This is a genomic window from Devosia rhodophyticola (assembly GCF_028816475.1).
Taxonomy (GTDB): Bacteria; Pseudomonadota; Alphaproteobacteria; order Rhizobiales; family Devosiaceae; genus Devosia; species Devosia rhodophyticola.
The window spans coordinates 2798906-2812199 of sequence record NZ_CP118247.1 but is presented as its reverse complement, the minus strand read 5'-3'; the positions used below and the strand labels follow the sequence as shown (position 1 = coordinate 2812199).

Below are 13294 nucleotides of genomic sequence, written 5' to 3'. Positions count from 1 at the left end.
GCAACTCACCTCGAGGCATTAAATGACCGCGCAATCCTTCCCGCCCACTGTCTTCCAGTCGTTTTCCGAAACCGCCGACCCCAAAAACGTCGCCCCACGCTTGGCGGCACTGCGGGCGGAAATGGCAAAGGCAAAGCTTGATGGCTTCCTGATCCCCCGGGCCGACGCGCATCGCGGCGAGTCGGTACCACCCGGCGACGCCCGGCTGGCCTACATAACCGGTTTCACCGGCTCAGCCGGTATTGCCATTGTCGGCACCGAACGTGCCGCCCTGTTCGTCGATAGCCGCTATACCCTTCAGGCTCCCGCCCAAACCGACACGACCCTCGTCGACGCCATCGAAACCGGTCAGGGCGGTCTGTCGGCCCAGATCGGCGATTATGTCGGCCCCGGTGGTCGCCTGGGTTACGATCCGTGGCTGCACACGCCCGGCGAAATCAAGGACCTGACCGAGAAACTGGGCGACAAGTTTACCCTCATTGCCTCCTCAAATCTCGTCAACGCCATCTGGACGGATCGCCCCGGCGCGCCCGTTTCGAGCGTTGAATTCCTCGGCCACAACCGCGCCGGAAAGAACGCCAGCGACAAGATCGCCGACCTGCAAAAGACACTGTCCGACGAAAGCGCCGACGCCGTCGTCCTTACCCTGCCTGAATCCATTTGCTGGCTGCTCAACATGCGCGGCCGCGACGTGCCCAACACACCTTTCGTGCTGAGTTTTGCTGTCGTTCCCGCCACTGGCCTCCCAACCCTTTATCTAGATCAGGCAAAAATCACGCCTGAAATCACTGCCGCACTGCAGGGTAAAGCCGACTTGGCTGACAGCGCCAGGCTTTCCGACGACCTGCGCCAACTCGGATCAGCCAAAAATACCGTCCTGATCGATCCAGCGACCGTACCGCAGGCCATCGCATCCACCCTGAGCCAGTCCGGCGCCAAAATTCTAGAAAAACGCGATCCCATCCTCTTGCCGAAATCGCGCAAGAACCAGGTCGAAATTGCCGGCATGGTCGAAGTCCATAATCGCGATGCCGTGGCGATGGCCAAATTCCTGCACTGGTTTGACCAAACAGCGCCCGCAGGAAAGACCACCGAAATCGACATCGTCACCGCTCTTGAGGCTTTCCGGCGCGAAGACGAAACCTGCGTAGACGCCAGCTTCGACACCATCTCGGGGTCCGGTCCCAATGGCGCAATCATCCATTACCGTGTCACCAACGGGTCAAATCGCACCTTGCAGCCGGGCGAGATCATGCTGGTCGATAGCGGCGCTCAATATCTGTCGGGCACCACCGACATTACCCGCACCATGTCGACAGGCTCATCGACCGCCGAACAGCGCGACCGCTTTACCCGTGTCCTCAAAGGCATGATCGCCATTTCACGGGCCCGTTTTCCCCAAGGCACATCGGGTGCCCAGATCGACGTTCTGGCGCGCCAGTACCTCTGGCAGGTTGGCCAGACCTATAATCACGGCACCGGCCATGGCGTCGGCGCCTTCCTGGCGGTCCACGAAGGTCCGATCGGCATTTCCCCGCGCCATACTGTGCCGTTCGATGCCGGGATGATTTTTTCCAACGAACCCGGTTTCTACAAGGCCGGGGAATATGGCATCCGCATCGAAAATCTGCTGATCGTCCAACCCAGCACACTGGGCGAAAACTATCTCGATTTCGAGACCCTGACACTGGTTCCCATCGACAGGCGCCTGATCGAGGCGGAGCTGCTCGAACCTGCCGAGCGCGAGTGGTTGAACGCCTATCATCAACGGGTATGGACCGAAATCGGCCCGCGCCTGACCGGCGAGGTCAAGCAATGGCTGCAATCTGCCACCGCGCCCATCTAGCGCTCCACACAAAAGCCGACGCTTCTGGCGGCGGCTTTGACTAATTCAGCAAGGGGTCAGCGGCCAGCAATTCACTCAAGCGAACGCCATCGGCGTAAACAACATCGTCAACCTTCCAGCCATCTCTCTGCGAAACCAGCAACAGTTGGATCGTTTCTGCGGTCGGTTTGCTGAGCGACACCTCAACGCTTGCCGTATCGCCGCTGACGATGGGCGCGGCAACCGAATAATCTAATCCCCCACCGCCGGGGCCATGCAACAATGGATTAAAGTCCAGACCTGTTCCCTCGTTGTCATCGCGCGCCGATTCAGCGGCGATCAGTCCATTCAAACTGTCGGAAAAATAGTCATGCATTGCCAATCCATCCTGTGGATTGATTTCTCCATAGGCAAACTCAACCACAGCTTTGGGACTACCGAAATCTTGCGCCAACGATACGGCGGGAACAAACAAAAATAGGCTGGCCAGCATTCCGATCACAAGTCGCATCCCGCTCGCCCTCCTCCCTGGCCTACTTGCCGATCAGCGTGAACCAGTCCTCTTCACTGATCACCTTGACCCCGGCCTCTTCGGCCTTTTTGAGTTTGGAACCGGCACCCGGCCCCGCCACCAGAATATCAGTAGCCGCCGATACCGAGCCAGCCACCTTCGCGCCGTGGCGCTCGGCCATAGCCTTGGCCTCCGATCGTGTCATTTTTTCGAGCGAACCAGTAAACACAACTGTTTTGCCAGCCACCTCGCTATCGGCCGAAATTGTCACGACATACGGCTTGGGGTGAACTTCCTTCAGCAGATCATCAAGCGCCTGAATGTTTCGATCATTGGCGAAAAACGAAATCACCGACTGCCGCACAACTTCTCCCACTCCATTGATCGAGGGGAAAACCTCGTGCGCATCGCCATCCACATGCGCGGCCCGCACTGCCGCCTCCCGGAACGCTTCCATGGTGCCAAATGTCCTGGCCATCAACGCCGCCGTCGTCTCCCCAACATGGCGGATGCCCAAAGCAAAAATGAACCGATCCAGTTCCGGTTCGCGCCGATCATCAATGGCATCAAACAGTTTTTTGACCGAAACAGCGCCAAACCCCTCCGCGTCCTTGAGCTTTTTCAACGCCCGCTCATCTCGCGTCCGCAGCGTAAAAATATCTGCCGGTCGGGCAATTCGCCCTTCCGCATAAAATTGAGAAATTTGCCGGTCGCCAAGCCCATCAATATCCAGCGCGTTGCGCGACACGAAATGCTTGAGATTTTCAACTGCCTGCGCCGGACAAATCAACTCGCCAGTGCAACGCCTGATGGCGTCACGCCGTCCGGTTTTTTCGTTGATCTCACGAACAGCTTCCGAACCACACTCAGGACAGATATGGGGAAATACAAACGGCGCAGCCCCTTCGGGCCGTTTATCGAGCACCACGTCAACAATCTGGGGAATAACGTCCCCGGCACGCTGCACAATCACTGTATCGCCAATGCGCAGATCCACCCCATTGCGGATCGGCTCGCCACTGTTTCCCAAACCCTTGATATAGTCCTCATTATGAAGCGTGGCATTTTCCACCACCACCCCGCCAACGGTCACCGGCGCCAGGCGCGCCACCGGCGTCAACGCTCCCGTTCGTCCGACTTGAATATCAATCCCCGTCAGCACTGTCGTTGCCTGCTCGGCTGCAAACTTGTGCGCAATAGCCCATCGCGGTGCCCGGGCGACAAAACCCCATCGTTCCTGCAGATCCAGTCGGTCGAGCTTGTAAACCACCCCGTCGATATCATAGCCAAGGCTTGCCCTTTGGGCCTCGATGGCACGGTAATGTTCCAACAAGACGGCGACATCAGCGGACTTGATCATCAGCGAATTGGTCTTGAAACCCCAATCCATAAATTTCTGCACCGCTTCAAACTGGGTGGCCGCTGGCGCCGCAGAAGTCTCACCCCAGGCATAGGTGAAAAACTTCAGATTGCGGCTGGCTGTTATCGAAACGTCCAATTGCCGCAGCGACCCGGCGGCGGTATTGCGCGGATTGACATAAACCTGACCACCGCTGGCAGCGGATTTTTCGTTGAGCGCCTTGAAGTCGGCGTGGGTCATATAGACTTCGCCACGGATTTCAATGACGTCAGGCCAGCCACTTCCTTTCAGCTGTTGGGGAATGTCGGCGATGGTTCTGAGGTTAGCGGTAATGTCCTCGCCAACCGCGCCATCGCCTCTCGTCGCACCACGCACGAATATGCCGTTCTCATAGCGCAGGGACGCAGAAAGTCCGTCGATCTTGGGCTCGGCCGTAAATACCAGCTTGAGGTCCTTGTCGCGCTCGAAAAACTTGCGTGCCCGCCCCACGAATTCTTTGACGTCATCATCATCAAACGCATTGCCGAGGCTGAGCATTGGAATGCCGTGCCGAACCTTGTCAAAACCTTCCGATGGCGCGGCACCAACAACCGTGGAGGGGCTGTCCATCCGTACCAGCGCCGGAAACCGCTCCTCCAACGCCACATTGCGACGCCGCAGCGCATCATATTCGGCGTCGGTAATTTCTGGCTCATCATTCTGGTGGTAGGCCAGATCAGCCTTGGCGATGGCGGCCGCAAGCCGTTCCAATTCAATCCGCGCGTCCTGCTCACTCAGTTCTTCGACCGCAATGCCAGACAAATCGTTCAACGCAATTCTCACTTCGTTTGGCCGGATCAGCCGACTTCGCTCATCAGTTTGGACGCGGCGGCGCGCGCTTCCTCGGTTACCGAGGCGCCAGCCAGCATGCGCGCCACTTCCTCGCGTCGCGCTGCATCGTCCAGAGGCTTGACATGGGTGCGCACAAACGCCCCCTCTTCCACGGCCTGCTTCTCGATCAACAAATGCCGTTGCGCCCGTGCCGCCACTTGGGGCGCATGGGTCACTGAAAGCACCTGTACTTTTTCGGCCAGCCGCGCCAAACGGCGACCGATGGCATCGGCAACCGCCCCGCCGACCCCCGTATCAATTTCGTCAAAAATCAGCACCGGAGCCGATCCGCGATCTGCCAAAACCACCTTGAGCGCCAACAGGAAACGCGACAACTCGCCGCCCGAAGCAACCTTTAGCAATGGCCCCGCATCCGTGCCAGGATTGGTTTGCACGTGAAAGGCAATTCGATCAAATCCCGACGCAGAGACCAGAGTTTCATCAATTTGATGATCAACGATAAACCGCGCCGCGCCCAATTTGAGGTCAGGCAGCTCCGCTTCAACGGCCTTCCCCAATTTGACCGCTGCCTTGGCGCGAGCAGTACTGAGAGATTGCGCGATCGTCTTGTAGACGCCCAATGCTTCGGCGGCTGCCGCTTCCAGTGCCGCCAGACGCGTTTCGCCATTATGCAGCGTTTCCAGTTCGGCCTCATATCGCGCCAGAACCGCACTGAGTTCGTCGCAACTGGTCTGATGCTTACGCGCAGCGGCCCGAAGCGCAAACAATCGTTCCTCGACCTGTTCGAGTTCCATCGGATCAAAGGCCATCTCGCGCTTCAGCGTTTCCAGCGCATCCGAGGTTGTATCAAGCGCTACAAGCGTGGCGTCGAGGCCTTCAACGATAGGCTGAAAAAGGGTCGCGCCACCGTCGATTTTGCGCGCCAACCGCCTCATCAGGCTCAACAGCGCCGGGCCCGGCGCCGTAGGACCATTCAGCAATTCGTCGGTTTCCCCAACGTCGGCTGCGGATTTCTCGATCTGCATCAGGGTCTGGCGCCGCTGGGAAAGGTCGTCCTCTTCGCCTGCGGCCGGAGCCAACGCCGAAAGCTCCTCCATCGTATGCCGCGCATAATCTTCCTTGGCCAATGCATCAGCAACCAGCTTTTTTGTACCGTGACCGCTTCGGATGCATCAACAAGCGCTTCCCAGGCCGTCTGCACCGCCTGCGCTTTGCCTTCCAGGCCGCCAAATACATCAAGTGCAGCACGATGCGTTGCCGCATCAATCAGTGCTCTATCGTCGTGCTGTCCGTGAATTTCCACCACCTGTGCGCCCACCCGCTGCAACAAGGTTGCCGATACGGGCTGGTCATTGATGAAGGCACGCGTCCGGCCGTCGGCAAACTGAACCCGGCGCAATATGATGTCCTCGTCATCGGTGATGGCATTGTCCCGCAACACTGCGCGGGCCGGGTGATCCTGGGCGAGTTGAAGCACCGCAACCACCTGGCCGCTATTGTGGCCATTGCGAACCAACGAAGCGTCGCCGCGCCCACCGAGAGCCAACGTCAAGGCGTCGAGCAGGATGGATTTACCAGCGCCGGTTTCGCCCGTCAAAACGGTCAACCCGCCGTCAAGCGCCAGGTCCAGCTGGTCGATCAAAACAATATTGCGAACCGAAAGCGCGTTCAGCATTCCGGACAGTTCCCAAGCCAGTTCAGCATTCAGCCAAAGATCGGCCCAAACCTAAACCGACCTCTCCCCACATGATCGCACATTTTTCCGACAAGCAAACGGGGTGCGTCAACAAGCTAACGCACCCCGGAACAAACAAGCAACAAAATTCTGCGTCAGTTCCGCTGCGCCGCCAGCCAGCTGCCTTCGGCCACCTGTGGCGTCAGCCCCTGCTTGGCCAGCAAATCGAACGCTTCCTTGTACCAGGCGCTGGACGGATAGTTGTGTCCAAGCACAGCCGCCGCCGACCTTGCTTCATTGACAAGGCCAAGCGAAAGATTGGCTTCAGTCAAACGGAACAGCGCTTCTTCGATATGCGTGGACGTTTGATATTTTTCAACGACAGTCCGGAAGCGATTGATTGCAGCCGCATATTGGCCCTGTCCGAGATAATAGCGCCCCACCGACATTTCCTTGCCCGCCAGCTGGTCATAGGCAACAACCAGCTTTTCCTTGGCATCCTTGGCATATTCGGATTTGGGATAATTGCTGATCAACAGATTGTAGGTGTCGATGCTGTCGCGCGACAATTGCTGATCACGGGTGATGTCCTTGATCTGCCCGAAATAAGACGTGCCCTTGAGATAGAGCACATAAGGCACATCCTTGCCCGACGGATAAATCGCCAGATAGCGGTCAGCCGCCAAAATGGATTCGTCAAACTTGCCAATACGATAATTGGCATAGACCTGCATCAACTTCGATTTCTCGGTCGTTGGCGACCTCGGATGCTGCCGATCAAGTTTTTCGAGCAATTTGATGGCCGTGAGATAACGCTGCGCGTCCATGTCATCGAGCGCCTGCTGATACAATGCCTCAGCAGGGATAATGACTTCATCCTTAACCTTGGGCGGGCCAAACAGATTAAAGCCCGAACAGCCAGCCAAGGCCAGCGCAACCAGACCCACAGCCAAAAACCGGGAAACCCGACCGGTCAATCTACCAAATCCATCAACTGTCACGAACTGCCCGTCCTCTTCGGTCACGCATATCGCATGCGGACTAGATTTTAATTGGATCAAAACTGTGACCGCGACAAGATTAAGCCCCGACGGAGCGCAGATATGGATTGACGTTCAATCCTTCCGGCAAGTCATCAAGCGCGTCAAATTCAAGCGGCAGATCCTCGGCGGAGACTATTTCATAATTGGCGTCGCTCGAAAAGAGACCTGCCAACACATGTGCGTTGAGCGCGTGCCCACCCTTGTAGGAGCGGAAACGCCCATAAATCGGCATGCCGCCAAGCGACAAATCACCGATCGCATCAAGCAGTTTGTGCCGTACGAACTCATCTTCGAACCGCAATCCACCCGGATTGAGAATCCGGTCTTCGTGCACGGTAATCGAGTTGTCGAGACTCGAACCAAGCGCGTAGCCCGCCTGACGCAGGATCTTGGCATCGCGCACAAAGCCGAAGGTGCGAGCCATCGCGACGTCTTCATAATAACGGCGCGGCGACCAATCAAAAATCATCCGCTGACGACCGATGACCTTGCTGTCAAAATCAATTTCAAGGTCCAGCGCCCGGCCATTGTAAGGCTCAAGCGCAGCGAATGCGTCATTGTTACGCACGGTGACGGCACGCATGATTTTGAGGAATTTTCGTTGGGCCGGCTGGATTTCCAGCCCGACCTCCAAAATGCCATCTGCAAATGGCTGCGAACTACCATCCAGAATCGGGCACTCACCGCCGTCGAGCGTGATCAGCGCATTATCAACGCCCATCCCGCTCAGCGCGGAAGTTACGTGTTCAATGGTCGCAACACTAACGCTGTCGCCCAGATCGAGTGTGGTGCACAATGTCGTGCGGGTAATCCGGGAAAAATGCACAGCCACCGGGGTGGTCGTACGGCCCTCGCCCAACTCACGGCAAATCAGAAAACCACTGTCGACTGGCGCCGGGCCCAATGTCAGATTGACTGGTTGCCCACTATGGACGCCGTACCCACTAAAGGTAAGTGTGGCACTCAGCGTCCGCTGGCGCGTCGAAAGTTTATGCATGCTTAGTGGAACTCCAGCTCAGCCCGAAATCGCCTGACTCACTGCTTACCCAAAAAAATCTCGGCGCGGAAGCCGCACCGAGCAATGTTTCACCGACTCAAAGTCGTCTGATTAACCGTGTTTCCGCAAAAAGGCCGGAATTTCGAGGTGCTCTTTTTGCGGCGCAGCAGCGGGCTGACGCCCCTGCGCATCGAGGTTTCCATGAGCACCGGCCTGAGGCTGCGGAGCGCGCGAAGTCCTTGTGCCACCGGCTTCTATGGCGCTGCGAGCAGCATTGTCATCGGCTTCGACGTGACGAGGTTCAACAGCCTCGGCGGCTTCCTGCTGGCCCAGACTAAAGCCTACATTTGACGCCAGACGCTTGAACAAAGCCCGTGCATTACGCGGCTCGCCTTCATGACGTTCCTGCGGCTCCTGTGACCGTCGTGCAACAACTGGAAGCTCCTCAGTTCGAGGCATCCGCCGCTGCCCTTCGGGGCGCGCTGCATTTGAGGGAACATAAAGGCTCGGAACTGGCTCCTCGTTGGTTGGCGCCGGCTCATCCAATTCTTCGTGAGCAAAGCCGGAAGGCGTGTAGGGCTCGACATATATGCCATCATCGCCAGCGTCTTCCTGGCTTGGCACAAAATCTTCATGCGTCATGGCCTCGGCGACGGCAGCCTCAACCTGATGCTCGATTTCGGCCTGGGTGGAATTTTCTTCAGTCGCCACATGGGGGCCACGATGACCAGGCTCAACCGGCACGTGACGCTTCACCGATAGCGGTGTACGCGATGCATGCGGCTTTGCAGGCTCAAGCGCCTGAACCATCGTCGCGTCGGTTCCCGTCGCAACAACCGAGACGCGAATTGTGCCGGTCAGGCTAGGATCATAGGTGGCACCAAGAATGATGTTGGCGTCAGCATCAACTTCTTCGCGGATGCGGCTGGCAGCTTCATCGACTTCATAAAGGGTCAGGTCCGGGCCGCCGGTAATTGAAATTAACAGGCCACGCGCACCCTGCATCGACACATCGTCGAGCAATGGGTTGGCGATTGCCGCTTCTGCTGCGTGGCGTGCACGATCATCACCCGACGCTTCGCCGGTACCCATCATCGCCTTGCCCATACCACGCATAACCGAACGAACGTCGGCAAAATCGAGGTTGATGAGGCCTTCCTTGACCATCAAATCGGTAATGCAGGCAACGCCCGAGAACAGCACCTGATCAGCCATCGCAAAGGCGTCAGCGAAGGTGGTCTTCTCGTTGGCAACGCGGAAAAGATTCTGGTTTGGAATAACGATCAGCGTATCGACATGACGATGCAGCTCATCGATGCCCTCATCGGCCAATCGCTGACGGCGACTGCCTTCGAACGAGAATGGCTTGGTGACAACACCGACTGTCAAAATCCCCTGCTCGCGAGCGGCCCGCGCCACGACAGGCGCCGCGCCCGTTCCGGTACCACCACCCATGCCAGCAGTTATGAAAACCATGTGCGAACCGCTGAGATGATCGTTAATCTCGTCCCAGCTCTCTTCGGCTGCAGCGCGACCAACCTCGGGATGCGACCCAGCGCCCAACCCTTCAGTAACACCAACGCCAAGTTGGATGATCCGGGGGCCTTGCTCAAGGCCAATGCCTGGGCATCGGTATTGGCAACGACGAAATCCACGCCATCAAGACCGGATTCAATCATGTTGTTAACAGCGTTTCCGCCAGCGCCACCCGCACCGAACACGGTAATGCGGGGCTTCAGTTCCTGAATATCAGGGATAGTGAGATTGATGGTCATGAGTGGCCCCATATGTGGCTTGGTTAGCTAACGATTTACGCGGAAATTCGTTAACCGGCCCCTAACAATTGCACTGATTTTATTAACGTGAACGCAATTTGCAACGAATGGCGCTATAATGTTGAGGCGTGATTAACCATGCGCCGGCTCACCGAAACGCCGTGATGACGGGCCTAAAAACTGGTCTTGAGCCAATTTCCGACGCGGGATAAATAGCCGTCGGTCCCGGTCAATTTATTGACGCCACGCGGCTCGGCATATTCCTGCACGCACACTTGCGGATAGATCAACATCCCGGCGACGGTAGCAAATGCCGCCCCTTTTGCCATTTCGGGAAGCCCCGCAATCCCCATTGGACGTCCGTTCCGCACGTTTCGTGCCAATATTCGACGCGCCACTTCGGGCAGACCTGTCATTTCGCTGGCGCCGCCCGTCAAAACGAAACGCCGTCCACACACATCCATCATCCCGGTTGCTTGCATACGATCGCGCACCGCCGTCAGCACTTCCTCGATCCGGGGGCGCATGATGCGCGTCAGCACGGCACGGGGCACCTGCCCCGGCGCTTCGTCGTGGCTTGAGCCGACCGGTTGAATGGCAATCATGTCCCGTTCGTCGGCCTGTCCCGGCAGGACGCTGCCGTAAAAAGTCTTGATCCGCTCAGCATCAGCCACGCTGACCGAAAGTTGGCGCGCAATATCCAGCGTCAGATGATGACCACCAATCGCTATCGCGTCCGCATAGCACAAATGTCCATCGTTAAAGACCGACACCGTGGTCGTTGCGCCGCCAAAATCGATGCAGGCAACGCCCAGCTGGGCCTCATCGTCCACCAATGTTGCCAACCCGCTGGCATAGGGTGTCGCAATAAGGGCTTCCACCTGCAGGTGACACCGATGCAGGACGAGTTCCAGATTGCGCATGGCCAGGGTTTCCGATGTAACGACCGCAACGTCGATCCCCAGCTTATCGCCGACCATCCCCTTGGGGTCGCGAATGCCCTTCTGGCCATCAAGCGAATATCCGATTGGCAGGGCATGAATGATAGAGCGTTCTGGCCGCACGCTACGTTCATTGACCACACGCAAAACCTTGTGCAGATCGGATTTTTCCACCTCCTGCCCACCAAGCGATACAGCAGCAGAAAAAGTCTCGGATCCAAGCCGTCCCGCTGTGACGTTGACAATAACTGACTCGAGCGTCAATCCAGCCGCTCGCTCGGCCATCCCGACAACTGATCGGATTGCCTGCTCGGCCTTTTCAATGTCGGTGACAACCCCGCTTTTGACCCCCGCCGAGCGACCGTATCCGAAACCGATGACTTCGGCCTGATGCGTACGCCCCTTGAGCGCCTTGCCCTCCGGGCGCGGTGTCAGCCGCGCGATGACACAGCAGATCTTTGTCGATCCAATGTCAAGCACCGCCACCAAGGTCGTGCGGCCGGGCTGAACGGGACGAAGCCGGGATGTCATCGAATTGGTCATCATGATTTCTTGTTTTCTTCGTCATGGACAGCTGGGCGCACAGCCACTGAATCGGGCACCCGCAGGTCGATAATGCTCACGTCGCGATCCAGCAACTGATAGTCGGCTTGGTATTCGTCGAGGTTCCTGAGCGCCTGTGCCACGCCCTTTTCGGGCAATTGCACGCGCAAACCTGTTTCATAGATCAAATCCCAACGGCGATCGGCGATTCGGGACAGCGCCACAATACCTTGAGATAGTGTGGGATACTGGTCGAGTGCCCGGATCATGACCAATGCTGTATCGGCCGCGCCGTCACCAATGACCAGCGGCAGGTCGCCATAGGCGCCCCTGTCCTCGCCAATCTGCTCACCACTGGCATCGACCACAAAGGTAACGCCATCAACCCGCCAGCGTGCTACCGGCGTTTTTTCCTGAATGGTGACAGTGACATTACCCGGATAGTGCTTGCGCACTTCCACACTGGCCACTGAGGCCAATTTGGCGATGCGCTGGCGCGCCGCCTCTGCGTCGAAATCAAGCGTCGAAGTACGTGGCTCGATGCCCAAAGCATCGAAAATAGATTGTTCACCAGTCAAGGTCTGACCGGTAATTGATATTGCCGAAACGCCAAAACCCGCATCGGCAAACTCGCCTTGCGCAATTTCACCCAGCATGACCAATGCGCCAGCCACGTGACTGCGCACCTGATAAATCCCGGCGATCAGTATACACACAACAATAGCGGCAATAACCCGGGTCAGCACCAGACGATGCAACACCCAGACGCGGCCAAGGCTCAAGAGCCGCCGCCGATTCGGCCCACGCTGCTGGGGCACAGGCAGGGCGCGCGGATCAAGGATCTGCGCCGAGGCCAACATTGCCCTGCTTCCTACCTGTTGCAACTCGCGTCCTCCACCATCCAGGAGACCAGTTCTTCAAACGAATGCCCGGCGTGGGCTGCCTGCTCGGGGACGAGCGAGGTCTCCGTCATGCCCGGCTGGGTGTTGATTTCCAGACAGACCAGTTCTCCATCCGGGCCCGCTGCATCGTTGAAACGAAAGTCGCTTCGGGTAACGCCGCGGCAGCCCAGCGCCGCATGTGCGGCAAGGCTCATTTTCTGCACTTTGTCGTAAATTTTCGATGAAATTTGCGCAGGAATAATGTGCGATGAACCGCCCTTGGCGTATTTCGCCTCATAATTGTAAAAGCCCAGGTCGGTAACAACTTCGGTTACGCCGAGCGCCACATCGCCCATGACCGAGCAGGTCAACTCGCGTCCCGGAATGAACCGCTCAACCATCACTTCCTCGCCCGAAGTCCAGTCTTCGCGCAAGATTTCCTGAGGCGGGTGAGCCATGTCGCCCTTGACGATGAACACGCCAAAACTCGATCCGTCCGCCACCGGCTTGATCACGTAGGGTGGTGCCATCACATGCGCCCTTGCCGCCTCGCCGCGTGACACGATCAAGTGATCGGTAACTGGAATGCCTGCGGCCCGAAACATTATCTTGGACTGATGCTTGTCCATCGCCAGCGCCGATGCCAGAACGCCAGAGTGAGTGTAAGGCAACTGCAACAGCTCCAGCAGTCCCTGAACCATGCCGCTTTCCCCGAAAGGGCCATGCAGCGCATTGAACGCCACATCGGGCCTTAATTCGGTCAGGACATTGGCAATATCCCGACCAACATCGACTTCGCTAACCTCATAGCCTGCCTGCCGCAGCGCGTTCGCGCAGCCGGCCCCCGTCTTAAGCGATACCGGACGCTCGTTGGACCAGCCGCCCATCAGGACAGCAACGTGCTTTTCCATG

General features: G+C 57.7%; 8 protein-coding genes and 2 pseudogenes. 1 reads left to right on the top strand and 9 read right to left on the bottom strand.

Annotated elements, in window-relative coordinates:
* Positions 1 to 22 precede the first annotated feature (22 nt).
* Positions 23 to 1846, top strand: a complete 1824-nt coding sequence (locus tag PSQ90_RS13755) for an aminopeptidase P family protein (protein WP_282210857.1) — start codon at positions 23 to 25, stop codon at positions 1844 to 1846.
* 40 nt (positions 1847 to 1886) lie between these two features.
* Here PSQ90_RS13755 and PSQ90_RS13750 read toward each other — a convergent pair whose 3' ends face one another.
* The 9 genes and pseudogenes from PSQ90_RS13750 to PSQ90_RS13710 form a co-directional block, all read right to left on the bottom strand.
* A complete protein-coding gene (locus tag PSQ90_RS13750; protein ID WP_282210856.1) occupies positions 1887 to 2336 on the bottom strand; it encodes a hypothetical protein in 450 nt (149 codons plus the stop codon).
* Between the two features lie 22 nt (positions 2337 to 2358).
* Positions 2359 to 4506, bottom strand: coding sequence for an NAD-dependent DNA ligase LigA (ligA, locus tag PSQ90_RS13745; RefSeq protein ID WP_407648122.1), 2148 nt, complete (start codon positions 4504 to 4506; stop codon positions 2359 to 2361).
* Positions 4507 to 4532: 26 nt separating this feature from the next.
* Positions 4533 to 6202 (bottom strand): annotated as a pseudogene (gene recN, locus PSQ90_RS13740) (DNA repair protein RecN).
* A gap of 155 nt (positions 6203 to 6357) precedes the next feature.
* The gene (locus tag PSQ90_RS13735) at positions 6358 to 7227 is read right to left on the bottom strand and encodes an outer membrane protein assembly factor BamD (protein ID WP_282210855.1); all 870 of its coding nucleotides are present in this window, start codon (positions 7225 to 7227) and stop codon (positions 6358 to 6360) included.
* A 55-nt stretch (positions 7228 to 7282) separates the two neighbouring features.
* Positions 7283 to 8242 carry a UDP-3-O-acyl-N-acetylglucosamine deacetylase gene (gene lpxC / locus PSQ90_RS13730; protein ID WP_282210854.1) on the bottom strand — a complete coding sequence of 320 codons (960 nt, stop codon included), beginning with the start codon at positions 8240 to 8242 and terminating at the stop codon, positions 7283 to 7285.
* An 815-nt stretch (positions 8243 to 9057) separates the two neighbouring features.
* Positions 9058 to 10017 (bottom strand): annotated as a pseudogene (gene ftsZ, locus PSQ90_RS17050) (cell division protein FtsZ); the annotation flags it as partial.
* 173 nt (positions 10018 to 10190) lie between these two features.
* Positions 10191 to 11504, bottom strand: a complete 1314-nt coding sequence (gene ftsA / locus PSQ90_RS13720) for a cell division protein FtsA (protein WP_282210853.1) — start codon at positions 11502 to 11504, stop codon at positions 10191 to 10193.
* On the bottom strand, positions 11501 to 12361 hold the full coding sequence (locus tag PSQ90_RS13715) for a cell division protein FtsQ/DivIB (protein WP_282210852.1): 861 nt from the start codon (positions 12359 to 12361) through the stop codon (positions 11501 to 11503). The genes ftsA and PSQ90_RS13715 overlap by 4 nt, the downstream gene beginning before the upstream one ends.
* A gap of 11 nt (positions 12362 to 12372) precedes the next feature.
* On the bottom strand, positions 12373 to 13293 hold the full coding sequence (locus tag PSQ90_RS13710; RefSeq protein WP_282210851.1) for a D-alanine--D-alanine ligase: 921 nt from the start codon (positions 13291 to 13293) through the stop codon (positions 12373 to 12375).
* Between the last annotated feature and the right edge of the window lies 1 nt (position 13294).

Coding starts and splice junctions, on each gene's coding strand:
- PSQ90_RS13755 (WP_282210857.1), top strand. CDS start 23: ATGACCGCGCAATCCTTCCCGCCCACTGTCTTCCAGTCGTTTTCCGAA.
- PSQ90_RS13750 (WP_282210856.1), bottom strand. CDS start 2,336: ATGCGACTTGTGATCGGAATGCTGGCCAGCCTATTTTTGTTTGTTCCC.
- lpxC (WP_282210854.1), bottom strand. CDS start 8,242: ATGCATAAACTTTCGACGCGCCAGCGGACGCTGAGTGCCACACTTACC.
- ftsA (WP_282210853.1), bottom strand. CDS start 11,504: ATGATGACCAATTCGATGACATCCCGGCTTCGTCCCGTTCAGCCCGGC.
- PSQ90_RS13715 (WP_282210852.1), bottom strand. CDS start 12,361: ATGTTGGCCTCGGCGCAGATCCTTGATCCGCGCGCCCTGCCTGTGCCC.
- PSQ90_RS13710 (WP_282210851.1), bottom strand. CDS start 13,293: ATGGAAAAGCACGTTGCTGTCCTGATGGGCGGCTGGTCCAACGAGCGT.